Origin of the sequence: Bradyrhizobium sp. 6(2017) (assembly GCF_011058295.2) — a bacterium.
GTDB classification, from domain to species: Bacteria; Pseudomonadota; Alphaproteobacteria; order Rhizobiales; family Xanthobacteraceae; genus Bradyrhizobium; species Bradyrhizobium septentrionale.
In genome coordinates, this window is the sequence record NZ_CP049289.2 from 743,090 (window position 1) to 770,077 (window position 26,988).

The 26,988-nt window shown below is 65.1% G+C and carries 23 protein-coding genes; 5 read left to right on the top strand and 18 right to left on the bottom strand.

Annotation, left to right across the window (positions count from 1 at the left end):
* Positions 1-5: 5 nt before the first annotated feature.
* The gene (locus G6P99_RS03535; protein WP_029080492.1) at positions 6-470 is read right to left on the bottom strand and encodes an Lrp/AsnC family transcriptional regulator; all 465 of its coding nucleotides are present in this window, start codon (positions 468-470) and stop codon (positions 6-8) included.
* A gap of 161 nt (positions 471-631) precedes the next feature.
* Here G6P99_RS03535 and G6P99_RS03540 point away from each other — a divergent pair, with 161 nt between their 5' ends.
* The 3 genes from G6P99_RS03540 (at position 632) to G6P99_RS03550 (ending at position 3,463) form a co-directional block, all read left to right on the top strand.
* The gene (locus G6P99_RS03540) at positions 632-1,645 is read left to right on the top strand and encodes a 1-aminocyclopropane-1-carboxylate deaminase (RefSeq protein WP_165127278.1); all 1,014 of its coding nucleotides are present in this window, start codon (positions 632-634) and stop codon (positions 1,643-1,645) included.
* Positions 1,646-1,744: 99 nt separating this feature from the next.
* Positions 1,745-1,990, top strand: coding sequence for a hypothetical protein (locus G6P99_RS03545; protein WP_245284645.1), 246 nt, complete (start codon positions 1,745-1,747; stop codon positions 1,988-1,990).
* A 207-nt stretch (positions 1,991-2,197) separates the two neighbouring features.
* A complete protein-coding gene (locus G6P99_RS03550) occupies positions 2,198-3,463 on the top strand; it encodes a S1C family serine protease (RefSeq protein ID WP_165127280.1) in 1,266 nt (421 codons plus the stop codon).
* A gap of 23 nt (positions 3,464-3,486) precedes the next feature.
* Here G6P99_RS03550 and G6P99_RS03555 read toward each other — a convergent pair whose 3' ends face one another.
* From G6P99_RS03555 to G6P99_RS03580, 6 genes are all read right to left on the bottom strand, one after another.
* Entirely contained in the window at positions 3,487-4,431 is a 945-nt protein-coding gene (locus tag G6P99_RS03555) for a metallophosphoesterase (protein WP_029080488.1), read from the bottom strand.
* Between the two features lie 82 nt (positions 4,432-4,513).
* A complete protein-coding gene (locus G6P99_RS03560; RefSeq protein WP_029080487.1) occupies positions 4,514-6,262 on the bottom strand; it encodes a flavin-containing monooxygenase in 1,749 nt (582 codons plus the stop codon).
* A 159-nt stretch (positions 6,263-6,421) separates the two neighbouring features.
* Complete coding sequence (locus G6P99_RS03565; protein WP_029080486.1) at positions 6,422-7,114, bottom strand: alpha/beta hydrolase; 693 nt, start codon at positions 7,112-7,114, stop codon at positions 6,422-6,424.
* A gap of 145 nt (positions 7,115-7,259) precedes the next feature.
* A complete protein-coding gene (recQ, locus tag G6P99_RS03570; RefSeq protein ID WP_029080485.1) occupies positions 7,260-9,128 on the bottom strand; it encodes a DNA helicase RecQ in 1,869 nt (622 codons plus the stop codon).
* A 240-nt stretch (positions 9,129-9,368) separates the two neighbouring features.
* Positions 9,369-10,583: a DUF2235 domain-containing protein gene (locus G6P99_RS03575; protein ID WP_029080484.1), complete on the bottom strand. Its 1,215-nt coding sequence runs from the start codon at positions 10,581-10,583 to the stop codon at positions 9,369-9,371.
* 64 nt (positions 10,584-10,647) lie between these two features.
* On the bottom strand, positions 10,648-10,932 hold the full coding sequence (locus G6P99_RS03580; RefSeq protein WP_156928539.1) for a hypothetical protein: 285 nt from the start codon (positions 10,930-10,932) through the stop codon (positions 10,648-10,650).
* On the opposite strand from G6P99_RS03580, the gene G6P99_RS03585 reads away from it, so the two are divergent.
* Positions 10,924-11,451 carry a hypothetical protein gene (locus G6P99_RS03585; RefSeq protein WP_246709450.1) on the top strand — a complete coding sequence of 176 codons (528 nt, stop codon included), beginning with the start codon at positions 10,924-10,926 and terminating at the stop codon, positions 11,449-11,451. The genes G6P99_RS03580 and G6P99_RS03585 overlap by 9 nt on opposite strands.
* Positions 11,452-11,499: 48 nt before the next feature.
* On the opposite strand, the gene G6P99_RS03590 is transcribed toward G6P99_RS03585, so the two are convergent.
* The 8 genes from G6P99_RS03590 to G6P99_RS03625 form a co-directional block, all read right to left on the bottom strand.
* On the bottom strand, positions 11,500-12,891 hold the full coding sequence (locus G6P99_RS03590) for a vWA domain-containing protein (protein ID WP_029080482.1): 1,392 nt from the start codon (positions 12,889-12,891) through the stop codon (positions 11,500-11,502).
* 6 nt (positions 12,892-12,897) lie between these two features.
* On the bottom strand, positions 12,898-13,845 hold the full coding sequence (locus G6P99_RS03595; protein WP_165127282.1) for an AAA family ATPase: 948 nt from the start codon (positions 13,843-13,845) through the stop codon (positions 12,898-12,900).
* Between the two features lie 255 nt (positions 13,846-14,100).
* A complete protein-coding gene (locus tag G6P99_RS03600; protein ID WP_198031151.1) occupies positions 14,101-14,733 on the bottom strand; it encodes an HAD-IA family hydrolase in 633 nt (210 codons plus the stop codon).
* A gap of 169 nt (positions 14,734-14,902) precedes the next feature.
* Positions 14,903-15,601 (bottom strand): methyltransferase family protein, encoded by a 699-nt coding sequence (locus tag G6P99_RS03605; RefSeq protein WP_165127284.1) that lies wholly within the window; start codon positions 15,599-15,601, stop codon positions 14,903-14,905.
* 99 nt (positions 15,602-15,700) lie between these two features.
* Positions 15,701-16,042, bottom strand: coding sequence for a hypothetical protein (locus tag G6P99_RS03610; RefSeq protein ID WP_156928538.1), 342 nt, complete (start codon positions 16,040-16,042; stop codon positions 15,701-15,703).
* Positions 16,043-16,313: 271 nt separating this feature from the next.
* Complete coding sequence (locus tag G6P99_RS03615) at positions 16,314-16,505, bottom strand: hypothetical protein (RefSeq protein ID WP_029080476.1); 192 nt, start codon at positions 16,503-16,505, stop codon at positions 16,314-16,316.
* A 175-nt stretch (positions 16,506-16,680) separates the two neighbouring features.
* Positions 16,681-19,140, bottom strand: a complete 2,460-nt coding sequence (locus tag G6P99_RS03620; protein ID WP_165127286.1) for a S8 family serine peptidase — start codon at positions 19,138-19,140, stop codon at positions 16,681-16,683.
* A gap of 346 nt (positions 19,141-19,486) precedes the next feature.
* Positions 19,487-20,161 carry a LuxR C-terminal-related transcriptional regulator gene (locus G6P99_RS03625; protein ID WP_165127288.1) on the bottom strand — a complete coding sequence of 225 codons (675 nt, stop codon included), beginning with the start codon at positions 20,159-20,161 and terminating at the stop codon, positions 19,487-19,489.
* A gap of 454 nt (positions 20,162-20,615) precedes the next feature.
* Here G6P99_RS03625 and G6P99_RS03630 point away from each other — a divergent pair, with 454 nt between their 5' ends.
* Positions 20,616-21,365 (top strand): S1 family peptidase, encoded by a 750-nt coding sequence (locus G6P99_RS03630; protein ID WP_334261918.1) that lies wholly within the window; start codon positions 20,616-20,618, stop codon positions 21,363-21,365.
* A gap of 188 nt (positions 21,366-21,553) precedes the next feature.
* Here G6P99_RS03630 and G6P99_RS03635 read toward each other — a convergent pair whose 3' ends face one another.
* The 3 genes from G6P99_RS03635 to G6P99_RS03645 all read right to left on the bottom strand — a co-directional run bounded on the left by G6P99_RS03635 (position 21,554) and on the right by G6P99_RS03645 (position 26,968).
* Positions 21,554-23,776, bottom strand: a complete 2,223-nt coding sequence (locus G6P99_RS03635; RefSeq protein WP_029080472.1) for an acetate--CoA ligase family protein — start codon at positions 23,774-23,776, stop codon at positions 21,554-21,556.
* A gap of 168 nt (positions 23,777-23,944) precedes the next feature.
* Positions 23,945-24,535: a class GN sortase gene (locus G6P99_RS03640; protein ID WP_029080471.1), complete on the bottom strand. Its 591-nt coding sequence runs from the start codon at positions 24,533-24,535 to the stop codon at positions 23,945-23,947.
* A gap of 213 nt (positions 24,536-24,748) precedes the next feature.
* The gene (locus G6P99_RS03645) at positions 24,749-26,968 is read right to left on the bottom strand and encodes a marine proteobacterial sortase target protein (RefSeq protein ID WP_414645615.1); all 2,220 of its coding nucleotides are present in this window, start codon (positions 26,966-26,968) and stop codon (positions 24,749-24,751) included.
* Between the last annotated feature and the right edge of the window lie 20 nt (positions 26,969-26,988).

Sequence of the window (26,988 nt, forward strand, 5' to 3'; positions counted from 1 at the left end):
GCGGCTCAAAACTCCAGCGCCGCATTGTCCACTACTTCCTTCATCACGAAGAAGGTGCGGGTCTGCCGCACGCCGGGCAGTGCGATCAACTGGTCGCCATGGATGCGCTTGAAGTCGTCGACGTCGCCGGCGCGGATCTTGAGGAAGTAGTCGAAGTCGCCGGCGACGAGGTGGCAGTCGAGCACGCATCTGAGTTTCGCCACCGCCTGCTCGAAGCTCGCAAAGCTCTCCGGCGTCGAGCGGTCGAGCACAACGCCGACCATGACCAGCGTGCCCTTGCCGAGTTTGCGCGGCGCCACCATGGCGCGGACGCCGCTGACATAACCCTCGTCGAACAGCGCTTGCGTCCGGCGATGGCAGGTGGCGGGGCTGACGCCGACCTGATCGGCCAGCTCGGCATTGCTGAGCCGGCCGTTCTTCTGCAGCAATCTCAACATCTTGAGGTCAATGCGATCGAGTCGGGCGGACATGGAAGAATCTCTCGCTGTTGGACTAATTTATGAAAGAAAACATAGCATCTGCGCCAAAATCAGCAATCATCGGTAACTGCGAGGGCTGAGTTAGAGAGCACCTTTCGCGCCTCGGGTGATAGGTGTGGCCGCCGTTCCAGACCACCAAAGAGGATGCCAGTATGCTGGAGAAGTTCGCGCGCTATCCGCTCACCTTCGGACCGACCGCCATCGAGAAGCTCGATCGGCTGTCAAAGCATCTCGGCGGCAAGGTCGAGCTCTATGCCAAGCGCGAGGATTGCAATTCCGGGCTCGCCTTCGGCGGCAACAAGCTGCGCAAGCTCGAATACATCATCCCCGATGCGATCGCCTCCAACGCCGACACGCTGGTCTCGATCGGCGGCGTGCAGTCCAACCACACCCGCATGGTTGCGGCCGTTGCGGCCAAGATCGGCATGAAGTGCCGGCTGGTGCAGGAGAGCTGGGTGCCGCACGAGGACGCGGTCTACGACCGTGTCGGCAACATCCTGCTCTCGCGCGTGATGGGCGCCGATGTGCGCCTGGTCGACGAAGGTTTTGACATCGGCATCCGCAAGAGCTGGGAGCAGGCGATCGAGGAGGTGAAGGCGGCGGGCGGCAAGCCCTACGCCATTCCGGCCGGCGCCTCCGTGCACAAATATGGCGGGCTCGGCTATGTCGGCTTCGCCGAAGAGGTACGCGCGCAGGAGCGCCAGCTCGGCGTCAAGTTCGACTACATCGTCGTCTGCACGGTGACCGGCTCGACCCATGCCGGCATGCTGGTCGGCTTCGCCGCCGATGGGCGCGCGCGCAACGTGATCGGCATCGACGGTTCGTTCACGCCCGCGCAGACCAAGGCGCAGGTGCTGTCGATCGCGCAGAACACGGCGAAGCTTGTCGAGCTCGGCCGCGACATCGTCGAGGACGATGTCGTGCTGATCGAGGATTACGCCTATCCCGCCTATGGCGTGCCGTCGGAAGAGACGAAGGCGGCGATCCGCCTCAGCGCGCGGCTCGAAGGCATGATCACCGACCCCGTCTACGAGGGGAAATCGATGCAGGGCATGATCGATCTGGTGCAGAAGGGCTTCTTCCCGGCCGGAGCGAAGGTGCTCTACGCCCATCTCGGCGGTGCACCGGCGCTCAACGGCTACGCCTACGCGTTCCGGAACGGCTGAGGCGGCTACGGGCTCTTACGGGGCTGCCGCGTCAGGTCCGCGTCAGCTTCGCCCGGTAGTTTCATCGTGCCGGGCGAGTCGGGAGACCTTCGCGTGAGGATGATGAATGCGGCCGGCCGAGCCATCGCCGCGCTCGGCATTGGCATCGTCGCCGTGGGACATTGGTTCTGGGTCTACCAGAACCATGGTCATATGCCGCGCACCCGCCTGCTGGCGCTGAACAGCGAGGTCGAACTCTATGCCGGCATCTTCCTGATCGGCGTCGGCGTGCATGCCCTCGCATCCTGGTACTGGTTCAACGATCCGGATCCGCCGGCGCAGTCCTCGGTTCGGGAGCCGCAATAGCCACCCGCGTTCGCAGCGCTTGGATTATGTCCGGGTTGACATCCTAGGAACAAAATAGGAACATGCGGCCATGTAACCTGAGGGTGTGGCGAATGCCGCATCCGCGGCGGTATTGCGTGGCCACAGGACCAAAGACCAAGCCGCGCACCACTTGCGGATGAATTTCTCCGCCTCCTATGATGGGGTTGTGGCTGGGGAGTGCGCGTCATGAGAGTTGTGATCTGGGCGGTCGTTGCGGCCGTTTGCCTGCTTGTGTCTGCAGCTCCGTCGAGTGCCCGCGGGCCCTATGGCTCGATCACTGTCGGCAACTGGAAGGGCGGCGCCTTCACGGACGACAAGAGCGGCACGTTCACGCATTGCTCGGCGGGGTCGACCTACCAGAGCGGCATCTTCTTCATGGTGGCGATCGCCGCGAATGGCAGCTGGCGGCTGGGCTTCGCCCATGAGAGCTGGCGTCTGACGCCGGGCGAGGCCTTTCCGCTTGCGCTGACCTTTGACGGCCAGCCGGCGTTCAATGTCTACGGCATGCCGCTCGGCACCACGCTCGTGAATGTCGAGATGCCCGTGAACTGCAGCCTGATCAATCAGTTCCGCAAGGCGCGCCAGATGACGGCATTCGCGCAGGGACAATTGTTTCAGTTCAACCTGAATCAGACCGGACAATTGCTGCCGGCGCTGCTCAACTGCGTCATGTCGGTGAAGAAGAACGGCGTCGCCAGTGCCGGGGAATTCGCGGTCGCGGCGAAGCCAGTGGCGGCCCCGCAGGCTGCACCGGCGCAGTCTGCACCGAACCCGCCACAGAAGCAGGCCAGGGGCGGGACCGGCACCGGTTTCGTGGTCAGCAGCACCGGTCATGTCGTAACCAACCATCATGTCATCGATGGCTGCAGCGAGATTACGGGTAATCTGAGCGGCGAGGCGCCAGTCAAGCTGCGGCTGGTGTCGAGCGATGAAACCAACGATCTCGCGCTGCTGCAGGCGCCGTCCCCGTTCAAGGACGTTGCCAAGATCAGGCAAAACGCCATTCCGGTCGGCAACGGCGTCGTGGCGATCGGTTACCCCTATCACGGGCTGCTGACATCAGATTTCACCGTGACCACGGGCATCGTCTCTTCGCTGAGCGGCATCCTCAACGACACCCGCTTCCTGCAAATCAGCGCCGCGGTGCAGCCCGGCAACAGCGGCGGCCCGCTGTTCGATCTCGGGGGCGGTGTGGTCGGCGTCGTGGCCGCGAAGCTCGACGCGGTCAGGGTTGCGCGGGCGACCGGAAGCATCCCGGAGAACATCAATTTCGCGATCAAGACCGGCGCGTTGCGCGATTTCCTCGACAACAGCGCGGTGCAGTACCAGATCGCCGAATGGCATGATGCGTCAAAGCGGGAGACGTCCGAGATCGCAAAGGACGCGCGCGGCTATACGCTCCTGATCGTTTGCAAGGTGAACGAACAGAGCGCGGGCGCGAAGAAGCCTTGATGGTGGTGCTGCGGTCTGCGGCGTCAATCGCCGAGCCGCCGCAGCGTATGCACCGTGATCTCGGCCGGGCAGTTCAGCCGCACCGGCGCCAGGCTGGTGCCGGCACCGGCCGATGTGTATCCGGCAAGCTGATGGAGGCGCCAGGCGCCTCTGCCCATGCGGCGCGGCAGCCGCGCCTCCAGCTTGATCGCGATGCCGCCGGGCAGGCAGAGCTGGCCGCCATGGGTATGGCCGCTCAGCATCAGGTCGAAGCCGGCCGCCGCCGCCGCGCGATAGGATTCCGGCGTATGCGCCAGCAGGATCGAGAACGCATCGCGCGGGATCGCCGCTGCGGCCTTCGGAATGTCGTCGGTGCGATAGAAATGCGCGTCATCGATGCCGGCGAGATGGATCGTTGCGCCGTCGCGCGTGATCGGCTCCTGCTCGTTGAACAACATCCTGATGCCCATCGCCTCCAGCGCCGGCGTCATGCGGATGCTGTCATGATTGCCGAGGATGCCATAGAGTGGCAGCTTGATCCGCGCGCAGAGATCCCTCATCAGCGCCAGGCTTTTCTCGAACGAGCCAAACGTCTTGCCACGATAGTCGCCGGTCAGGACGCAGATGTCGCAGGTGATGGTGCGCACGATGTCCGTGAGATGCTGCATCGCGCCGGCGCTGATGTCGGCGTGGAGATCGCTGAGCTGAAGGATGGTGAAGCCGTCGAATGCCGCCGGCAGGCGTGCCGACGTCACCAGATTGCGTCGTACCTCGACCTGGTCGGCGTTGCGCCTCGCGCGGCCGTAGAGGCCGGCCGCCTTGAGCGCAGTCGTGACGATCCGCGGCGCCAGATTCCAGTTCTCGACGTTGAACACCAGCGTGCCTTGGCCGAACAGCTGCTTCTCGTGCGCGGCCTCGATCGCAAGCCGGCGCACGACGTGATGTGCGCCGATCCGCTCGACCAATCCCTGCAGTGCCGTGTCGGCCATCGTCCCCCGTGCGGCCCGCGATGCGAAGCGCGGGCCGGGACGAGACTATCATGCGCGATCCCGGTGGGGATACCACTGCTGCTCAGACCATGGGAACGCGCCTGGCGGCGACCGCGGCCGGCGAGATCACCTCGATGTCGAGCGGCACCTGCCAGCGCTCGGTGAAGCGCACCTGCGGCGGCGCATTGCCGTTGCGGCCGCCCTGCAGCACGAAGCCGTCATAGCCCGAATTCATCACCTCATTGCACTTTTGCACATAGATCGGGAAGCCGCCGATATAGGGCATGAACACGCGGGGGCGGCCCGGGATGTTCGCGCCGACATACCAGGAGCTGCAGGTCGAGCGCAGCGAGACCGTGGAGACGTCGTTGACATGGGCGACCCAGGCGTCCTCGTCGTCGCGCACCGCCTCGATCGTGCCGGCGCCGATGTCGCGCATATGATTGATGCAATCCGCCAGCCAGTCGACATGCTGCTCGATCGCCTGGATCATGCTTGCGAGCACTGACGGGCTGCCGGGCCCGGTGATCATGAACAGGTTCGGAAAGCCCTCCGAGGCGAGGCCGAGATAGGCGCGCGGGCCGGCCCGCCATTTCTCGGCCAGCGTCTGCCCGCCACGGCCAGTGATCGCGATCTTGTCGAACGAGCCGGTCATCGCGGCGAAGCCGGTCGCGGAGACGATCGCATCACACCTGTACTCGGTGCCGTCGACCACGATGGCATCGCGCGTGATGCATTCGATCGGCGTCTTCGACACGTCGACCAGCTTCACATGCGGCAGATTGTAGGTCTCGAAATAATTGGTATCGACGCAGAGCCGCTTGCAGCCGAACACATTTTGCGGGCACAGCAGCTCGGCCGTCGCGGGATCCTTGACGATGCCGCGGATCTTCTCCCGCGTGAAATCGGCGATGGTGTCGTTGGCAGCCTGCTCGAACAGGAGGTCGCCGAAGGCGCCGAGGAAGGGCAGGCCGCCGCGCTGCCAGGCTTCCTCATAGAGCCGCTCGCGTTCCTGCTCGCTCGCCTGCAAAGCCGGCTGGGCGTTGAACTGAAAGTAGAAGCCGGTCGGGCGCGCGCGGGCCTTGGCGCGCAGCTCCGGATAATGCGCCTTGGCCTCCTTCAGATACTCCGCCGACAGCCGCTCGTTCCACGCCGGCACCGACCAGGTCGCGGTGCGCTGGAACACCGTGAGTTCGGACGCCTCCTGCGCGATGATCGGGATCGACTGGATCGCCGACGAGCCGGTGCCGATGACGCCGACGCGCAGGCCGGTGAAGTCGACGCCCTCATGCGGCCATTCGCCGGTGTGATAGATCGGCCCGCGGAAATCCTCCATGCCGGTGAAGGCCGGACGGTTCGGCGCCGACAGGCAGCCGACCGCCATGATGCAGAATTTCGCGGTGATCCTGTCGCCGCGGTCGGTCTCGATCAGCCAGCTGCCGGCCTTCTCGTCGAAGGTCGCCGCGGTGACGCGGGTGTCGAACACGATCTGGCTGCGCAGGTCGAAGCGGTCGGCGACGTGGTTGGCGTAGGCGAGGATTTCGGGCTGCGGCGAATATTTCTCCGACCAACTCCAATCCTGATCGAGTTCCTTGGAGAACGAGAAGGAGTATTGCAGGCTCTCGACGTCGCAGCGCGCACCGGGATAGCGATTCCAGTACCAGGTGCCGCCGACGCCGCCGCCGGCCTCGAACACCCGCGCCGTGAAGCCGAGCCCGCGCAGCCGATGCAGCATGTACATGCCGGCAAACCCCGCGCCGATCACCACAGCATCGAACGTTCCGGTTTCGGCAGGGCGTGCAGTTCTGTGCGCGGTGCTCTCCTGAGCCATGGCCCGTCTCTTCCCTGTATCGTCTCTTGGCCGCGCCTCGTTGGACGCGCTGCCCGAAAGATTAGGGCGAGGGCGGCGCGGCCCGCAAGCACATGCGTTGCCGCGCCGGGTATGGCTCCTATGCCGCGGTGCCGATGGCCGCGGTATCCGGGCGCTGCCTCAGGCGAGGCTGGTTGCCGCCTCGTCGATCAGCGCGGCCACCTCGGCCGGTTTCGAGGCCAGCGAGGCGTGGCCGGCGGCGAGCGTGATGATCTTGCGCGGTTTCATCCGCTCCGACATGCGCTTCTGGTTGTCCGGATTGATCATCCGGTCTTCGCTGGAGATCTGATACCAGACCGGCTTCTTCTTCCAGGCCGGCGCGGTGATGTTGTTTCCGAACGTGCTGGCAAGCGGCGCCTTCTGGGTCACCGCCATCACCAGCGCTTCATCGGCGGACAGATCCTGGCAGAAGCTCTCGTGGAACTTGTCAGGCTTGATCCAGAGGTAGCCGTCGCTATCGGGGGCAACATTGGCGATCGCCGCCGGCGGAAGCGCCTGGCTGATGCCGCCGGGGCTCTCGCCGGCGTCGGGTGCGAAGGCCGCGATGTAGACGAGGCCCACGACATTGGGAAGATCGCCGGCCTCGGTGATGACGGCGCCACCATAGGAATGACCGACTAGCAGCACCGGACCACTCTGCTGCTTGACCATCTTGCGCAGACGTTCGGCGTCATCAGCGAGTGAGGTCAGCGGCATCTCAACCGCTTGCAGGCCGCTGTATCCCTTGCGCGAGAGCGCGACGATCACCTTGCTCCAGTGCGCCGCGCCTCCCCAGAATCCGTGAACCAGAACGATCGTCGGCTTGCTGCTCATGCTCGGCTCCTCTGGTGGACCGGTTAAGGAAACGCGGTCAGGATGAGCGGGCATCCGGCAGCCGTCAACGAGACAAGAAGCGGCCGCATCGGTCCGGCGTCACGATGTCGTCACCAACACGATGCCGTCGGCCAATGCCGACTGTTCAGCCGTCGTTCGCCTTCACCAGCCTGATCAGCTCGTCGCCATAATGCTCGAGCTTCTTGTCGCCGATCCCGGCGATGCCGCGCAGTTCGGTCAGCGTGTCGGGCCGCATCGCGGCGATGCCGTCGATGGTGGAATCATGCAGCACGACATAGGCCGGCACGCCACGCTGCCGCGCCACCTCGGAGCGCCAGGCGCGCAGCGCTGCGTGTAGCGTGGGGTTGGCCTCCGCGCCTTTGCCGTCGGCCGCCGGCGCCAGCTCGCCGCGGCGCGACTTGCCGCGGATCGCACGGTTGCGCGCGCCTTCCGGCTGCTCGCGCAGCATCACCGCGGTCTCGCCCTTCAGCACGCCGCGTGCGCTGTCGGTGAGCTTGAGCGCGCCAAAAGCGTCGCTGTCGGCGCGCAGATGCCCCATCGCCACCAACTGGCGCAGCACCGCGCGCCATTGCTTCTCGTTGAGCTCGCGGCCGATGCCGAACACCGACAACTGGTCGTGGGCGAACTGCTTGACGCGCTCGGTCAGCCGCCCGACCAGCACGTCGATCAGGTGCATGGCGCCAAAACGCTGCCCGGTGCGATAGGCGCAAGAGAGCAGCTTCTGCGCGTGCACCTTGCCGTCGCGGACCCGCGGCGGCGTCAGGCAGTTGTCGCAATTGCCGCAGCTTTCCTCCGCGCGCGCCTCGCCAAAATAGCCGAGCAGGCGCTGCCGCCGGCAATGCACGGTTTCAGCCAGCGCGACCAGCGCATCGAGCTTGCCGATCGAGACCCGCTTGAAGGCGTCGGAGCCGGTGGATTCGTCGATCATGCGGCGCTGCTGCACGATGTCGGAGAGGCCATAGGCCATCCAAGCGGCCGAGGGCTTGCCGTCGCGGCCGGCGCGGCCGGTCTCCTGGTAGTAGGCCTCGATGCTCTTGGGCAGATCGAGATGCGCGACGAAGCGCACGTCGGGCTTGTCGATGCCCATGCCAAAGGCGATGGTCGCGACGATCACGATGCCGTCCTCGTTGAGGAAGCGGTCCTGATGCCGGGCGCGCACGGATGCGTCGAGCCCGGCATGATAGGGCAGCGCGGGAATGCCGGCCTCGCTGAGCGACGCCGCGACGTCCTCGACCTTGGCGCGGGACAGGCAATAGACCACGCCGGCGTCGCCTGCATGCCGCTCCTTGATGAAGCTCTTCAGCTGCGTGGTCGCGTTCTGCTTGTCGACGATCTCGTAGCGGATGTTGGGCCGGTCGAAGCTCGCGACGAATTGCGGCGCGTCGGTGAGTTGCAGCCGCTCGGCGATCTCCTTCCGCGTTGACTCATCCGCGGTCGCTGTGAGTGCGATGCGCGGCACATTGGGGAAGCGCTCGGCCAGCGCGGACAGGCCGATATATTCCGGGCGGAAGTCATGGCCCCATTGCGACACGCAATGCGCCTCGTCGATCGCAAACAGCGCGATCTGCGCCTGGCCAAGCAGATTGAGGCAGCGCGGCGTCAGGAGCCGTTCCGGCGCGACATAGAGCAAATCGAGATCGCCGGCGAGCAGCCGCCGCTCGACCTCGGAAGCTTCCTGATAGGACAGCGTCGAATTCAGCACCGCGGCGTTGAGGCCGGCTTCGGTGAGGCCGGCGACCTGGTCGCGCATCAGCGCGATCAGGGGCGACACCACGATGCCGCAGCCGTCGCGCAGCAGCGACGGCAGCTGATAGCACAGCGACTTGCCGCCGCCGGTCGGCATCAGCACCAGGCAATTGCCGCCATCGGTGACGTGGCCGATGATCTCTTCTTGCGCGCCGCGGAAGCCCGGCAGGCCGAACACGGAACTGAGCACGGCGCGCGCGTCGCGAGGCGGCGTGGATGCGTGGTCGAGGGCGGGCTGGGCAGTCATGATCCGAGATAGGGCGATTCGAGTTCCGTGGTCGAACGATTCCGGAACAGAACGTGTTAATACACCCTCCCGCGATAAACTCAATTCAGGCGTTGGCTGCCTGTTGCCGTGTACGCCCGCGCCACCGGCAAGCGGCTGAGCTCAGCCGCAAGCGGATCAAGGATGCGATCGACGCGGAGAGCGTTTTCGAGCGAAGTGGACACCGGTTCGCGTGAAGAAAACGCGTCAAAACAAGGAGCGTCAGACCGTCGGGGTCGGTGGCGCCGGCGTCATCGGCTCGACCTTGTAGGTGGTCGGCAGGTTGATCGGCCGGTAGGTCGAATCCTTCTCCATCCGTTCCAGCACCGAAGCATGGATGGTGGAGTTGTCCGGAATCAGCCGCGGCTCGCCCATCGGCAGATAGAAGCCGAGGAAGGATTTGCGCGCGGGCCATTCCTTCCATTTGTCGCTCTTCGGAATCCATTCCAGGATTTCCCAGGCGCCCGTCAGCGAATTGTGCAATGGGGCCGTCGCGCTTGGCGGCACATAGACGTGCGTGCGCGGCGGCAGCGGCATCCCCCAGGCGAGATGATCGATCAGCGCCTGGTCCATAGGCAGCCCGGCGGCCTTGGCCTGCTCGAGCATCCAGATCAGCGGAAATTTTGACGGCCCGCTCTCCGTCTCCGGATAGCCGCCGCCGACGTCGGAATGCACGCCGGCGAACCAGACCTGGCGGATATCCTGCTCCACCGCGGTCGACGGGTCGAACGGATCGGAGCGGAATTTCTGCGGTTCGATCCAGCGGTTGAGGCGAAACATGCGCCTGCGCTCGTCGATCGAGATCGCCTGGCGGAAGCGCTTGACGCTCGAATTGGTGCGGGTGAACAGCAGTGTCTGCAGATCGAACAGGAAGTTGTCCTGCCGCGGCACGATGATCGAGGCCACGGTGTCCCAGACCCCGATGAACTCGATATCGATGTTGCGGCCGCCGGCGATCTGGTTGAAGTGCCAGGCTTCTTTCAGCGGGGCATCGTCGAACGTGCCGTCCGGCTTCTGGGCGTCGGAACTGGCTTTCTTGTAGGTGTTGAACGCGTAGCCGGCGATGTCGAGCTGGTCGACCGGCAAGAGGCCCATCACGTGAACGAAGGCAGCCAGCACGCGCACGGTGTAGGCGCCGCGGCTGAAGCCGAACATCCAGACCCGGTCGCCCGGCTCCCAAGTCCGGCACAGGAACTGGTAGGCACCGAGCGTGTCCTTGTCGAGACCGGCGCCAAAGGCCAGCCCAAGCAGGCCGCGCACCTGCTGCTTGAAGCGGCCCCACGTGTTTTGCAGGCCGATCGTGCCGAGGCCGGGATGGTAATAGACCCGCTCGCGCTCGCTCTTGTCGGTGACGCGAAACAGCTTCAGCACATTGGAAATATTGGCGCCGATCTCGTTGCCGGTGCCGTCGCAACAAATCACAATATCCTTCGGCATCCGTTGCCCCCGCGGTCGCCGTGAAAATCCGCGGCCTCAATGTACGGCAGAATGCGGGCTGGATTCAATCTCCAATAGAATACGGTTCTGTGTACCCGGCGTGAACGCGGCCGCCGCGCAACCCGAATCCTCTGGCCGGCATTGGCATCAGCTGCATACTGGCGCTTGAGGACGATCCGCAGAATTCAATTGCAACGCTTTGGAAAAGGTGGGAATCTGCTTCCTGATCATTACAGTATTGCGTCGATATTTTCTCCCGTTCGGGGATTTCACCGGTGCGCGCGATCGTCTTGCCTGCGGCTTTGCGCAGCGTTCTCACCATGGACAGAAACGGATCGGCATGGGCCATCAAGCTCTCGTGACGGTCATTCTCGCGGGTCTGGTGGTGATTGCGTTCGGACTGTTCTGGTGGGTCGGCAGCTATTCCGATCGCGTCTTTGCCAACAGATTCCGCAGCCGCTTTCCCGAGAAAACGCTGAGCTGCAGCGGCGCCCAGCTCGGCGAACTGGTGCAGTCCGATCTCCGGATGAAGTATGTCTTCCCGATCCTGTTCCCGCTCGATCTCGCCGTCATGCTGGCGCTGGCCGGCGCGATGGGGACGGCGTCATCGTACTGGCTCAACCTGTCCTACCCGCCGGCGGCGTGGCTCGGCCTGGTGGTCCCGGCGGTGTATCTGCTGAGCGATCTGATCGAGGATTTCCTGCTGGGCTGGCTGTTGCTGCGCGGCGATCCGCATGGGGCGGCGCGATCGGCCTCGATCCTGAAGGCGATCACGACGATCAAGCTCGTCAGTATCTCGGCGTCGGTCGCGCTGACGCTGATTGCATTCGCCGGGTGGCTGTTCCACGGCGACGCGCTTCGTCTCTGAAGCGCGACAAGCATGATCTTCCCGGACATGCTTTAGGCCGCTGGCGGCCTATTGATAAGTCGCCACGATGTCGGAGACGGCGCGCTCGAGTTGCTGCGCGGTCGCGCATTGGCGGACGACGGTGCAGAACGTCGCGTAGCGCGGCATCTCGGAATCGCCAAAGCCCCAAACCATGCGGCCCTCGGGGTTGAGCCACACCAGCCGCTTGGAGCGCTCGCCGATGCGGCGCAGGATGTCGGCGCGCGGATCGAGATTGTTGCTGCGGGCGTCGCCGAGCACGATCACCGTCGTCTGCGGCGTGATCGCGCTCATCCAATTGTCCTCGAAATCGGCGAAGGAGTTGCCGTAATCGGACGAGCCGAAGCCGACCTTGGACATGATCTCCTTCATCGCCTCTTCCGGCGTCTTCGATTCCAGGATGTCGCTGACCTCGATCAAATGGCCCGAGAAGGCGAATGAGCGGACGTCGTCGACGACCTCATGCAGGCTGTGGATCAGCAGCAGGAAGAAGTCCGAGACGCGAGCGACCGAGCCCGAGACGTCGCACAGCGCCACGATCTTCGGCCGGTCACGATGCTTGCGCTTCCATGCAGTAAGGAACGGCACGCCGCCCCAGGCCGCGTTCCGTCGCAGCGTGCGGCGAACGTCGAGATGGCCGCGGCGCTGGCGCTTGCGCGGCTTGGAGTAACGCTCGCGCAGCCGGCGCGCGATCCGGCGGATCAGCGCGCGCATCTGCTCGACCTGACGCGGCTCGATCCGCGCCAGCGGCGCATTGCGCAGGATCTCGTTGCGCAGGTTCTCCGCTTCTTCACGGCCGTAGAGCAGCAGGGCTTGCGAGACGGTGTCGCGCACGGTGCCGCGCAGGCCGTTGAGCGCCTCCTGCAGCCGCTCGGCGAGCCCCGGATTGCGCGTGGTCAGGTCGTCGATATCGTCGCGCAGGCGCTGGATGCCCATCGCATCCAGGATGCGGGTCTGGAAGATACCGCGCTGGGTGAAGTAGCGAATGTCGGGCAGCGAGGCGGCGCCGGAGGCATTGGCGATCGCGGTCGATATCGCGGAGCGGTCCTGCGACAGCAGCATCTGCGCCAGCGGCCCGATATTCTCGTTGGGCGTATTCTCGTTGGCGGCACCGCCGGCCGTGTCGCCATGCTCATCGGCGGACGGATTGCTGCCCTGCTCGCTGTTGTCGTCTGTCTTGCTCTGCTCGGTGCTCTCCTGCTGCGGCTCGGGCTGGCTGAAGAACAGGTCAAAGCACTCGCCGAGCGCGCGCTTCTCGTCTTGCGTCTTGGCAAGCGTCAGCAGGAACGTGTCGCGTAGGATGTCGCGGTCGGCAAAGCCGACCTGAGCAACCGCGCGCATCGCATCGATGCTTTCGGCGGGCGAGACCCGGACCCCGGCTCCCCGCGCCGCACGAAAGAAGCGATGCAGGTTCTCGCGCATCTTGGTCTAGCTGAACACGCCGTGCCGCGACGCCTTGGCGATGAAGCTCGAAATCTGCGGCGTCGCAGCCTCGATATCGGCCTCGTATTTCAGCAGCACGTTGAGCGTATCCTTGACGATCTCGTGGTCGAGTTCGCTCGCCTGCAGCAGCACCAGCACGCGCGCCCAGTCGATCGCCTCGCTGACCGAGGGCAACTTCTTCAGGTCGAGCGTGCGGATCTCGTGGATGAAGCCGACCATCTGCTTGCGCAGCGTCTGCGAGATGCCTGGCACCCGGCTCTCGACGATGCGCTCTTCCAGCTTCTGTTCGGGGAAGCCGATATGCAGATGCAGGCAGCGCCGCTTCAAGGCGTCGCCGAGGTCGCGCTCGCTGTTCGAGGTCAGGATCACAGTCGGCGGCGCCACCGCCGAAACCGTGCCGAGCTCGGGGATCGTGACCTGGAAGTCCGAGAGGATTTCCAGGAGCAGCGATTCGAATTCGGCGTCCGACTTGTCGATCTCGTCGATCAGCAGCACGCAGCCGGCCGGCTGCTCCAGCGCCTGCAACAGCGGCCGCGGCTCGACGAACTCCTTGGAGAAGAACACGTCGCCGAACGTGTGCAGCTGGTCGAGCGCGGCAGCCAGCGTCTGCGCGCCGCCAAGCACCTCGCCGAGCTTGTCCTTCAGGATCTGGGTGTAGAGCAGCTGCTTGGCGTATTTCCACTCATACAGCGCCTTGGCCTCGTCGAGGCCTTCATAGCATTGCAGGCGGATCATCTTCAGGCCGCGCCAGGCGGCGATCGCCTTCGCCAGCTCGGTCTTGCCGACGCCGGCAGGGCCTTCGACCAGGATCGGCTTCTCGATCTGCTGCGACAGATAGACCGCGGTCGCGATCTGCCGGCTCGCAATATAGCCTTGCGCGGCGAGGCCGCTTTCCACGGCCTCGATCGAGGCGGTGGGCCTGGTGTCAGCCACGAGGATCAGCTCCGAATTTGCCTTGAACTCGGACCTGTTTTGCGCCTGTTGCGGGCAAAGCACAAGGCTCGTTTGGCTCGTAATGGCATGGGGTTAGCGCATGGTTCCCGGGATATTTCCGCCGAGCGCAATACGCAGAAGCGTAGCCCGGACAAGGAACGGATCGGTGCGATTTCGCGATCGTGCTGTGACCCGAGGGGAGGCTGAGGATTAGAAGCTGTCGCCTGAATGCGAAGTGAATAGGGGGAAACCGCTTCACCTCAGCGTGAGGCCGGTCGCGGCTTCCAGCTCGGCGATCGCTTGCGCTGAATTCACGACCTTGATCGTGGTCATGCCCATCTCGCGCGCCGGCTTCAGGTTGACGCCGAGATCGTCGAGATAGATGCAGTTCTTCGGGTTCACCTGAAGCGTCTCCACCATCATCTGGTAAATGCGCGGGTCGGGCTTGCGCAGGCCGATCTTCGCGGACTCGATGATGTGGTCGAACAGCGCCATCACCTCGGCGACGTAGAGCGTGCGCCCGCTGCGGCTGCCGATCGCATTCGCCGGCAGATTGTTGGTGATGCATCCGGTCTTGAACTTCGCCTTGACGCGCTTCAGTGCCTCGACCATCTCCGGGCGCAGGTCGCCGGACAGCAGCGGCAGCACGTCCTTGCCGCGCACCTCGGCGCCGAGTGCTTTCGATTCCGTGGCGAACAGTTCGTCGAAGGCGTCGATATCGATCTCGGCGCGCTCGAACTTGGCCCAGGCGTTCTCGAGATGGTTGGCGGCGTTGGTGCGGCGGATGATGTCGATCGGCAGGCCGCGCTCGGTCTCATAGCGCGCGAATGCCTCGAACGGCGAGGTGGTCAAGACGCCGCCGAAATCCCAGATCACTGCCTCGATCATCAAAATCCTGCCCGTTAAGATCCTGCCCGTTGCGAAGCGGCGGCTTCGCCTCGCGTTTTCCGGCCGTCTGGCAGGAAGATAGGGAAACGCGTGCCCGTTCTCTTTATGGGAATTGCCGCCGACTAGGCAAGCCGCCAGTTTGCGGTGAAAATCCGCCACGCGGAACGGCTCACCAGACCATCGGCACCAGGCGGTAGCGTACGCGGGCGAGATACTCGGCATAGCCGTCGAGCTCGGCGGTGAGCATCCGTTCCTCCATCAGCGCCCGCAAGCCGAGCAACGCCGCCATGACGGGTACGATGGCAAGGCCGTACCAGGATCCGAGCAGCAGCGGCGCGCCGACATAGGTCAGCAACCCGCTGGCATAGATCGGATGCCGCACATAGGCGTAGGGCCCCGTGGTCACAGCAGCATGACCGCGCTCGCGCTGGATCTTCACGACCGGCGCGGCATAGCTGTTTTCCCGGTAGGTCCGGTACACGATGTAGAACGATGCCGCGATCATGACAGCGCCGGCACATTGCAGCCAGCCGGGGACGAACGAAGTCTGGTAGCGGACCGCGTCGAGCGCCATCAGCGGCAACCACGTCAGCCAGAGCAACGGCATGATCGTCGTGATGATGCGATCCCATCCCGCCTGGCCGCGCGAGGTACGCCGCTCCGCCAGCAATCCCGGATCATGCTTCGCGAGCCAGGCCTCGGTGATCAGCCCGCCGATCGTGATCTCGAGCAGCAACACCCAAGCGCCGGCCCATCGCATGGTGCCGGCCGCGAGGAACAGCAGTATCCCGAGGCCTGTGAATGTGAAGGCCGCGCGGCGCAGATTGGGGCCAGGAGTATAGGGGCGGGGATTGCTGTTCTCGTTCATCTCTCTCTCTCCGGCGAGCGGCAACGGCCGCGCCGCCGGACCGGGCGGGCCGTTGCATGTCTAGGCAGCAGATCGATGCGGCTCAACGCGAAACGTCGATCACGGTCGGCGGGTCCAGTTTCGCGCCTGTCCGGAGTAGACCTTGCTCGGCAGCGCGCGCGCAGTGGGATCGAGCAGGATCTTCATCGCGGTGTTGAGCCGCGTCTCCGAGTGCGGCGAGCCATCATGGCGCATCTGCTGCGGGGCGCCCGGGCCCTGCGGCGGCGCCATGTAGGCCGACGTTGTCGGCGGAGCGGGCGTGGTGGCGATCTTCGGACGGGCGACAACAGCGGCCTCCAGCGGACGCCGCGCCTGGTCCATTCTTGACGCTGCGGATGGTGCTTCCGCCGGCGGCGGGGAGGCGGCGCTGTCGGATCCGGATTTGCGGGGTGGTCTTGCCATGGCATCGGCTCCTTAAGGTTCGGTGATGACGACGACGTCAGGATTTGTCCTCGTCGGATGTGGTGCGTTTGGCGATGATCGGGTTGCGATCGCTGATCGCGGCGAGCAGCGAGGCGTGGCTCACAACTGATGACACGACGATCTTCCCGGAGGGCTCGATCCGGCGACCTTTCTGCTGCTGTTGCTCCGGGCTCCTAGCGGTGGATTTCTGTATCATGTCGGCCTCCTCGAGGGGGGGGGGCCCGACAGCGCCGGGCCCCGAGTTTGGCGATCAGATGCCGAAAGCACCGAGGACGCCCGGCAGCGCCTGCACGGCCGTACCGAGGATGTCCTGCCAACCCTGCGGGTTGACCGACCCGTTGGTCGCCACTTCAGCAATCCGCTTCGGACCGCGCTCGATGCCCTCACACTGGATCGGGCTACGCACGCTTCCGAAGGTCTCAAAGTCGTTCCTTGCGTACATGTTCAGCTCCTTCTTTCGGTTTGAATTGACGGCAACTACGGGAGGTGAGCACCGACCGGGGCAGCCGTCGCTGGACGTCGCCCAGGGGATCGCTCATCGCGTCGATCCCCCGGACCACGTGACGCCGATTTCGCGCCACGTTCTGATCTCCTCCGAACGCAGAGGAGCAATCGCGTCAATAGACCTGCCACTGCCGCAGCGGCCCGACCGCCACCGGCACCACGTCGCTCACGTCGATCGTGTACTGATAGACTTCGCGCGCCTGGGTCAGGACCTGCGTCGGATTGAAGAAGCGGTAGGTCACGTCGTGGCAAATCGATTCCGGGCGGCAGATCACGCTCTGGTCGACTTCGACGGTGTCGAGCCGCAAGCCCTTCTTGGCGACGTCGCTGAAGATCTTCCGCGTGTTGTAGGCATTCATCGCGGAATAGTTGAGCGCACGATCCTGCGGCGAGAGACCGACATTGCGGAACTCGTTGTAGATGCGCTCGAGGAAGCCCTCAGCGCCGGCCGGCCAGGTGTCGGGGTCGGGCCCGAACAGCGTGTAGAGATCCCACTGATAGAAACCGCGCCAATCGGTCACCAGCGTCGGCACGACCGTTCCGTTGAGCAGCTTGGTCGTGTTGGTGCTGTCGACCCAGCCGGCCATCGAGACCCGCGCAACGCCGCCACGCGGCGGGAATGCCGGCGTCGTCGGTCGCGCGTCGGCGTCGGCGGCGGCGGCCGATCTCGCTGTCACCACGGTGCGGGTCGTTGCGGGATCGTCGTGCGAGACTTCCTGGTGCCACAGCGCCAGGATCAGTGCCGCGAAGAAGCCGAGACCGAACACGTCGAGCGGCTTGATCGCGTAGATCGGGATTGAGTCGATCGTCATCGTCCAGGTGATGGCGTCGGCGTCCGGGAAGTTGTTGCCGGAGCCGGCCGGTGTCGCGCTCTCGCCTTCGGCCTGGTTCAACAGATAGCGCGCCATGATCGCCGGATTGTACGGCGCCGAAGTATCGCCGGAGTGGTCGCGCTCCGGTCCGAACTCCGGATCGCCGCGTCCGATCAGGCTGTCGCGCCAGTTGGCGATCGCCTGCACGAAGTAGTCGAGGCGGGCTTCCTTGCCGAAATCGTAGAACAGCCTGCCGATCGGGAAGGCGAGCTGACCGGAGGACTCGGCCGCAGCGCCCTGCGGACGCATGCCCCCGCCGCAGCCGCAGCTCTTCTCGCTGGTTCGAACCGCGGGCGCCTCGTACATCGGCAGCGCTTGGGGCATTGCGACCGGAAGCGCGTTGCTCGGCATCAGTGCCGGCAGCTGCGGCGGCTGCAGCCAGGCTTGCGGCATCATGGCGGCCGACTGCATCGCCATCTGCGGCATCATCATCTGTGGCATTGCCATCTGCGGCATCGGTGCCGGCATCCAGACCATATCGCCGCCCGGATGGGGGGCGTGATAGGGATAAGGCGCGGGCGCTGCGATCTGCGCTGCGACGACACCGTGATCAGCGGGGGCCGCCATGGCCACAGGCGTCGCCGACGCGGCAGGCTGGGCCTCGCTTGGCATGATCCCGGGACTGCTTCGCAGGACCGAGCCGTCCGGCCCGAAAATGCGTGGAGCCGATGGTGCAGACATTGCTGATAGATCTCCCATGGAACCCTCTCTGGTTGCAGTTGGCTGAGCGGCGGATGACGGTTGGACGAAAGAGCGCGCGGACACTCCCCAGAAGCGGGGAGGCGCGGCCGTGGCACCCGACGGCATGACGGCGTCCGCCTGCTCGCCAAGCAGGGCGGCGACAGCCGCGGGAATATCGAGACGTCCGGCGAGACAGCGCGAGGCGCTGCCGTCATTGCGGCAAGGCACCGCGCTTTCGAGCAGCGCAGCACGGACGGCTTGCGGATCGGCCTTGCGTCCATTCTGGCGCAGGCATGAGAGCAGCAGGGCGACGACGCCGGTGACGATCGGCGCGGCGAAGCTCGTTCCGGAACGCAGGCTGATGTTGCGGACCGGCGAGGCGCCGGCGATGTTCTCGCCCGGCGCGAGGATACCGTTCTCGAGATACGCGTCGCCGAAATTGCTGAAGTGCAGCGGGGTGCCGGCGAGATCGCATGCGCCCACCGCCAGCACCGAAGCGAGGCTGCCCGGCACCTGGACGCAGCGGCAGCCGTCATTGCCCGCGGCGGCCACGATCAGCTTGCCGGCGCGTTCGCAGGCGCGGGCCGCGTCGATGAGGATGCGATCGGCCTGTCCCGTCGCGGATTGCTGGCCGCTGCTGATATTGATGACGTCGGCGCCCGCGGCGAGCGCCTGGTTGATCGCGAGCGCCAACGTGCTTTGCGAAGAGGGTTCGATCTGTCCGCCTGCATTCTCGCGATAGATCGAGAACACGGTCGCGCTGCAATTCGGCGCAACGCCGAGCACCGGGCTGCCGGGCGTGCCCATCAGCACGCTCGTGACATGCGTGCCGTGCTCGGACTGGATCATCGGCGAGGACGGCGCGACGAACTGGCCGCCCATCGCGACACGGGCCTGCCTGAGCGAGGGATGATTGAGATCGACGGGGCCGTCGATGATCGCGATCTTCACCGCGGGGGCGCCGCCCGACGCTCGCTGCCACAAGGCAGCCAGACCAGCGATGTCGGCAACTGGATTCATGAAATCAATCCCGACCGACCTGCCGCAAATCCTCGCAGCCGATCCGTCTTCCACGGCAATCTGCAATTACGCAGCGAGCGAAAAGAGCGGGATGTCGTTGCGTTGGCGATGTTGTGGCAGGTGCTTCGCGAAAGGCCTATTCGCCGTGGTGGATCAGAAAGGATCGAGCCGGGGATGGGGGCCGATCGATCCATGAGATCGATCGCTTGGGCCGAATGATCGATCAAAGGATTTAGCCGGGATCGATCTCATGGCGCGACGCACGCGCATGCGCCGTGACGCGCTGCATCATCGCGCTGATGCGCGACGCCGCGGTCGGTCGGACACGGAATTCAGGATGGCGGGATCAGCCGAGTTCGCGGCGCCGATCGGGCGCTGGCGCCGATGATGCGATCCACGGCGCTTCGCGCACGCGCCGCATCGCCTGCGCCCGGCGGGGCAGGCCGAGCTTCTGGAGCACGTGGTGGACGTGATGCTTGACAGTCGCAAGACTGAGATTGAGATCGCGCGCGATCTCTTTGTTGGACAGGCCCTGTCCAATCAGCGTGAGAACCTCGCCCTCGCGACGCGTCAGCCCCTGATCCGCATCGATCGTATCGGTCTGACGCTCCATGCAAAACAGCGCGCGCAGCAGGCCGCCGGAAATCTCGGCGCTGCAGGCGAGCCGCCCCGAGGCGACGTCCGACAGCGCGCGGCAGAGCTCATCGAAGCTGGCGTTCCGGGAAATGTAGCCGCTGAATCCGGCACGGCCGCAGCGAACCACGTCGCGCCGGTCTTCGTTGAGGCCGAGCGCTACCAGGTCGACTTCCGCATGCGCGCTCGCAATCACGCGTACTTCGTCGAGATCGATGCCCTGCGTGACATCGATCAGAATGACATTCACACTGCTTGAATCGAGTGTCTGGCGCAGGCCGGCGAGATCGGGCACCGCCGTCTCGATCGCAAATTCGGCGTGGTTCTGGAAGCTCGAGATGAGCCCCTCGCTGAACAGCCTGATCGGCGTGACGACCGCGATCCTCATCAATATCCTCGAACTTAACGAAATGGCGAATGGAAAGCCGTATGAAAGTCAACGGCACCGGCATCCAGAAAGTCATGAAGGTAAATGCGGTATGCTGCCAGAGGTTGTATTATTTCATTGTCGGGTGGAAACTACGTCCGCGATGCGCGCATGATCAAGAGGCTCAGTTCACATTCGAGCGTCGTCCGGATCGCGCGACGTGATCCGAAGTGTTGCATATCGCGACAAGACGGCGGATGCGGAGCACGTGCATGTGATGACGCGTGCAGGAATCCGGCGGCGACTTCAACGCCGTAGTCATCGACGCCTAGATATTTAGACAATTGACGCGTGCAGGGCCGGATGCTCTGTACAATATTGCGTGTTCTCCGAGCGCGAAGTGCGAGCGACGCAATGCCGCGTTTCGGATGCGCTTAATTCTGATGTAGATCGATAGGATTCCATGACGAGCCTGATGCGAGCGACAGCCTTTCTGACCCTGTTGATGGCAGCGCCCGCGTTCGCCATCGTCGGCGGCGGCGCGCCGTCGACCGACGGCGTGGCGCGCGCCGTGGTCACCATCGTCGGCTCGCGCGGCAATTTCTGCACCGGTGCGCTGATCGCGCCGAAAGTGGTGCTGACCGCGGCGCATTGCGTGCATCCCGGCGCCGACTACAAGATCGTCGAGTACGGATCGGACCGGCAGCCGAAGCTGCAGGACGTCAAGGCAGTCGCGATCCATCCAGCCTTTCGGATGCAGGCGATGACCAATCATGTCGCGACCGCCGATGTCGCGCTGCTGCAGCTCGCGGCGCCTGCCGCAGGCAAGGCGCCGGCCTTGCTCGGCATGCCCAACATTCCGATCCAGGGTGGCGGCCGTTTCACCGTCGCGGGCGTCGGCGTCACGGCGCGCGGCGACGGCAAGAGCGGCGGCAGCATTCGTGTCGCTGGCCTGATCGCGAGCGGCAAGCCCGGCACGCTGCAGATTCGTCTGGTCGATCCGGTCGGGCAGGGCGTGCGCGACGGGCTCGGTGCCTGCACCGGCGATTCCGGCGCGCCGGTGTTCGAGGACAAGCCAGGCGGGCCCGCAATCGTCGGCGTGGTGAGCTGGTCCACTGGCCCAAACGGCACCGCCGGCTGCGGCGGCATCACCGGCGTGACGCCGCTGACGCTCTACCGCGATTGGGTGATGCAGACCGCGCGGCAATGGGGTGCGAGCTTTTAGCGCGGCTCCAGTCCCGTCATCCTGAGGTGCGCGCTCTTGCGCGCCTCGAAGGATGCACGGCCCCACTGTGGCCGATTCATCCTTCGAAGCTCGCCCAGCGGCGCAAGTGCGCCGCAAGGCTCGCACCTCCAGCGACAAAGGCGAAGCCTTTGCGCGGGGATGACGGAGCGTAGAGAGCGCGCCGAACCTTAGTGCCCCGCCGCCTTGTTCGCGGCGGCGTTGTTCAGCACGATCAGGCCGTCGACGGCGACGCCGAGCTTGCTGTTGATCAGGAACGGATTGACGTCGATCGAGGCGATGCGGCCATTGGCATCCGCCATCAGGTTGGAGAGCCCGACCAGCGCCTTCACCGCCGACGGCTCGTGCAGCGCCGGCTTGCCGCGATAGCCCTTGAGCTTGACGCCGGCCTTGGTCTTCGCGATCAGCTCCTTCGCCTCGGCGGCGTCGAGCGGTGCGCCGGCAAGCGCCACGTCCTTCATCAGCTCGATATCGACGCCGCCGGTGCCGAACAGAACCACGGGACCCATCTCGGCGTCGAGCGAGGCGCCGACCACGAGCTCGAGGTCGGCCTTGACCTGCTGCGCGATCAGGATGCCTTCGAGCTTCGGGTTACCCTTCAGCTTCTTCACCCGCGCGGTGATGTCGTTGAACGCCTTCTTCACCTCGGCTGCATTGGCGAGGTTCAGCACCACGCCGCCGATATCGGACTTGTGCAGGATGTCGGGGCTGACCACCTTGGCGACCACCGGAAAGCCGATTGTCTTGGCGATCTTCACCGCCTCGGCTGCGGTCTGCGCGACCTCTTCCTTTGAGATCGGAATGCCATAGGCCTTGAGCAGCTTCTTCGAGGCAACCTCGTCGAGCGCGGCAGCGCCATTGGCCGCCTTCAGCGTCTTCTCCAGCACCGCGCGCGCGGACGGCTTCGAGCTCGACGCGATGTCGGGCACCGCCTTTCGCAGACCGGCATATTCGATCAGCGACTTGATCGCGCCGACCGCGCGGTCGAGGCCCTGCATCACTGCGATATCGGGCAGCGTCTTGCGCAGTCCCTTGGTGAATTCGGTGAAGCCGATCGACATCGCGCTGATATAGATTACCGGCTTGTTGGCGTGGCCCGCCATCTCGTTGACGATGCGCAGATTGCGTTCGCGCAGCTCGTGCGGCGCCTTCGGCAGCTCGGCATCGATGATCACGATGTCGGTGTCGGGATCGTCGATCATGATCTCGATCGACTTCATGTAGACGGAGGGATCGACCACCGCGGCGAAGCCGGCGTCGAGCGGGTTGCCGACGATGCTGCCGGGCCCGAGCATCTTGGCCAGCTGCTCCGATGCGCTCTCACTCAGCGGCGCAAAATTCAGCCCGGCGGAATAGAACGCGTCGATCAGAAGGCCACGCTTGCCGCCTGACAGCGACACGGCCGCAAGGCGGTTGCCCTTCGGCGGATCGGCATGGACGAAGCACTCGGTGGTCTCGATCAGTTCATCCAGCCCGCGCACGCGGATCACGCCCTCGCGGGTCGAGATCGCATCGAAGGTCTCGATCGAGCCGGCGAGCGCGCCGGTATGCGCCATCGCGGCGGCGCGGCCGCCTTCGGAGGCGCCGAGCTTGAGCGCGATCACCGGCTTGCCGGCGGCACGCGCGGCCTTGCAGGCGTCGCGGAACACTTTGGTGTTCCTGACGCCTTCGAGATAGACCACGATGACGCGGATGCTCGGATCGGCGGCGAAATAGCTCATCAGATCCGGCGTCTCGAGGCCGGATTCATTGCCCGTCGTGACCATGTAGCCGACACCGACACCGCGATCCTCCAGCGCCTGGCGGATCGCCATCACGATCGCACCGGATTGTCCGGCGATCGCCACTGCGCCCTGCTCCATGGTGACGATGCGGTCGTCGATATTGGTGAACAGGTTCTCGCCGGCGCTGAGATTGCCGAGGCAGTTCGGGCCGGTGACCGCAAGCCCGGTCTCCTTGATCGCCTGTTTCAGCTCGACCGCGAGCCGCTGGCTTTCCTCGTCCTGCAGCTCGCTGAAGCCGGAGGTGACGATGGTCGCCGAGCGCGCGCCGGCGGCGGCCGCGTCGCGGATCACCTGCACGGCAAAGCGGGCCGGCACCAGCACCAGCACATGATCGGGCTTCTCGGGAAGGCTGGCGAAATCCTTGTAGCAGGTGACGCCCCAAATCGCTTCGCGCTTGGCGTTGATCGGAAACAGGCCGCCGGCATATCCGTATTTGACCAGATTGTTCCAGATCCGCTCGGCGTAGTTGCCGGGCTTGTCGGTGGCGCCGACCAGCACGATGTTGCGCGGGTGCAGCATCGCGTGGATGCTCTTGACGATATCGCTGGCGTCAGCGGGCGGCGCCCATTTGTGGGAGGTATGAGATGCGGCGCTTGCGAGAGCTTCCATTGGGCCCGCCCTATCCTTGTTATCGTTGATTTCCTCTGGCCAACGGTCGGTCGCCGCAGCATGTCGTTCTTCGCTCCTTTTATGGCTGATGGACAAGGGTGGCAACTCACGCTGGCGCAAGTCAGAGCATCGCATGCAATATCCCGGCATACGCAAAATTCGTGCGGATCAGGAACCCCGTTCGAGCGGGGTCGAATCCGGTTCGATCAGGGTCGCGTGCAGTAGATAACGCTCCGGCCCCGATGTCAGCGCATCGAATGGCCAGCAGGTCGACAGCACCAGCTCATGGCGGTCGGTGAGCGGATCGATGCCGGATTGATCGAAGCGGACCACCGCGCTGCGGTCAGCCCGGTAGCGAAATGTCTTGCCGTCACTTCGCGTCACGTCGATCTCGTCACCGATTCTGACATCCTTGAGGAAACGAAAATGGGTGTCGCGATGCGCGGAATAGACCGCGACGCCCGGCTCGCCGGCATCGACGGTCTGTTCGACATGGCCGGGACCGAACGCCAGCGCCTGGCCGCTGCTGCCGGCGAGCGCGATCGCGGAGGCGTGCAGGCGCTTCACCTCGATCCGGGCCACCGGCCAGGTATCGGCCCAGCTCCATGGCTTCACGGGCTGGCCGGTCGCGATGCTGCTTGCGAAGGCACGCTCCAGCAGCAGCTGCGCGAGCAGCGCCTTGGCGTGGATATAGGCGCCCTGGCCGAACAGGATCAGGCCGATGAGGGCGAAGGCGAGGGGGAGAAGGAAGCGGCGCATTGTTGAGCCTTCCGTCATTCCGGGGCGCGAAGCGAACCCGGAATCTCGAGATTCTCAGGTGCGCAATTGCGCACCATAGTTCGATGCTGCGCATCGCCCCGGAATGACACTCGAAGAAAAAATTGGCGCGCGCGGCCCTTGGGGGACGGGTGGGAAGGCCGCGCGCGCTCTCGAAGGAGGAAGTCGAGGGGCACCTCCTCCTTTCATCCGACGTCATTGGGGCGACGTCTGACGCCGGTTGAACACCAGAAGGAGAAGGCTGACCGTGAGCAGGATCACGCCTGCGATCATCTTCAGCTCTGCATCGGTTGCGGTCTTCGGCAACTGGATCGTGCCGGGACCTTGCGTCGCGACCGGTGACCGCTTCAGCACAGCGAGCTGCACCTTGCCGTCGCCCGCTTCGGCGCGGCGGTCGGTCGGCGCGGCCGGCAGTCGCGGACGCTCGCCGAACACCTTTGCGAAATCCCAGCCGGCGGGCAGGTTGAGCGGCAGCTCGGAGAGCTTCAGCGGATCGCCTTCGGGGCGGCTCGGCGTCTTGTCGACCGCGACGAGGCTGGTCAGCCGCGTCACGAGCTGATGCTCCAGCGCGAGTGCAAGGATGGTCTTGTCGGCATCCTCCGGGCTCGCCTGGCGCGTGGTGCGCGCGACCTCGGCATCCGCGATCTTGCGGCGCGCCCACAGTTTTGACAGGCCCTTGCCTTCGGCGGCGCCGGCCAGCGGCAGCGTCACGCTCCACGGACGGTCGCCGATGCGGCCCTTGATCTCGACCGAGCCGGCAAGCTTGTCGAGCTTCGCGGCCAGCACCAGCGGCTCGTCGCGATAGACGTCGGGCAGTGCGGACGGCGTCAGGTCGGCGGTCGCGTCGGAGAATTTCGCGGCGAGGTTGGTCACCGCGGGATTCTCCAGCTTGGCGAACAGGTCGCGCATGCGCTCGTCGACCTGCTCGACCGAGCCGATATGGGTGAAGGTGCCGCGGCCGAGTTCGGCGGCGCGCGTCATCAGATAGGTGTTCGGCGCCGAGCCGATGCCGACCATGAACACCCGCGAGCGGCCGCGCAGCGCGCTGATGGTCTCGAACAATTGCTGCTCGTTGCCGATGGCGCCGTCGGTCAGGAACACGACCTGGCGGACATGGTTGGCGTCGTCATGGCTGGTGTCCGACAGCGCCGCGCGCATCGCCGGCACCATCTCGGTGCCGCCGCGGGCCTGCAGCGCGCTGACGAACGACGTCGCGTTGCCGATATTGGCGCTGTTGGCGGCGACCGGCGTCGGGAACAGGACGTCCATGGTGTCGTCGAAGCGGATCACGTTGAAACGATCCGCCGGCTGCAGGCGGCCGAGCGCATACAGCAGGCTTGCCTTGGCCTGGATCATCGAGATGCCGCCCATCGAGCCGGAATTGTCGATCACGAAGATCACTTCGCGCGGCAGGGCCTTTTGTTGCGCCTGCTCGACCGAGGGCGGGGTGACGAAGGCCAGCAGGTAGTCGGAATTGCCGACATGCTCGCGGAACAGTCCGACCGAGGGCGCCTTCTCGGCGGCCGGCTTCCAGGTCAGCTCGAAATCGCGATCGGCCGGCACCGGGCCCTCGGCGAGCTTGACGATGCGCGTCGTGCTGTCGGGGGTCTCGATCCTGACCTGGTGGAAGTGGCTCTTCACCTCGCCGAGCGGGAAGCCGGCATAGAGGCGCACCGTGATGTTGGTCGGATTGACCGGCGCGTTGTCGGCGGGATCGAGCACCTCGCGCGCGATACGGTCGCGGTCCGGCACGGGATCGGTCGAGGTGGCGCCCCAGCCATTGCCATCAGCGCGGAGGTCGACGCTCTGCACCACCGGACGTGGATTGTAGCGCGGGCCGACCACCATCGGCACCCGCAGCGAGAATTCGTTGCCGTTCTGCTGCACCGGCTCCTGATATTCGATCTGCACCAGCACGGTTTCGCCAGGGCCGATATTGGCGACCGAGTTGGTGAAGATGTTCGGCCGCTCCTGCTCGGTGAGCGCGGCCTTTTGGCCATTCTGTTTGGCTTGCTCGTAGATCGCGCGGGCCTGCTGCCGCTCCTTGATGTCGCCGACCACGATGCGGTCGCCGACCACCATCTTCAGCGTGTCGACCGCGCCGCCCGCCGGTAGCGGATAGACATAGGTCGCTTCCACCCAGTCCTTGGTCGGGTTGCGGAAGATCTGGGTGACGCGGGCGCGGACGGTCGGGCCCGACACCGTGAGGTCGACATCGATGCCGAGCCTGGTTGCATCGGCATAGCCGTCGTCGGTCTTGAACAGCAGCGAGCCGGATCGCGCGTCGCCTGGCCGCAGCACCGCCTGTTGCGGCAGCTCGGCCGACCACACCGGATCGAAACTCACAAGCAGCGCCGCAAAGCCGATCACCAGCGCGGCCACACCTTCCACCAGAAAGAACAGCACAATGCGCATCCGGCGCGACAGGCGGATCT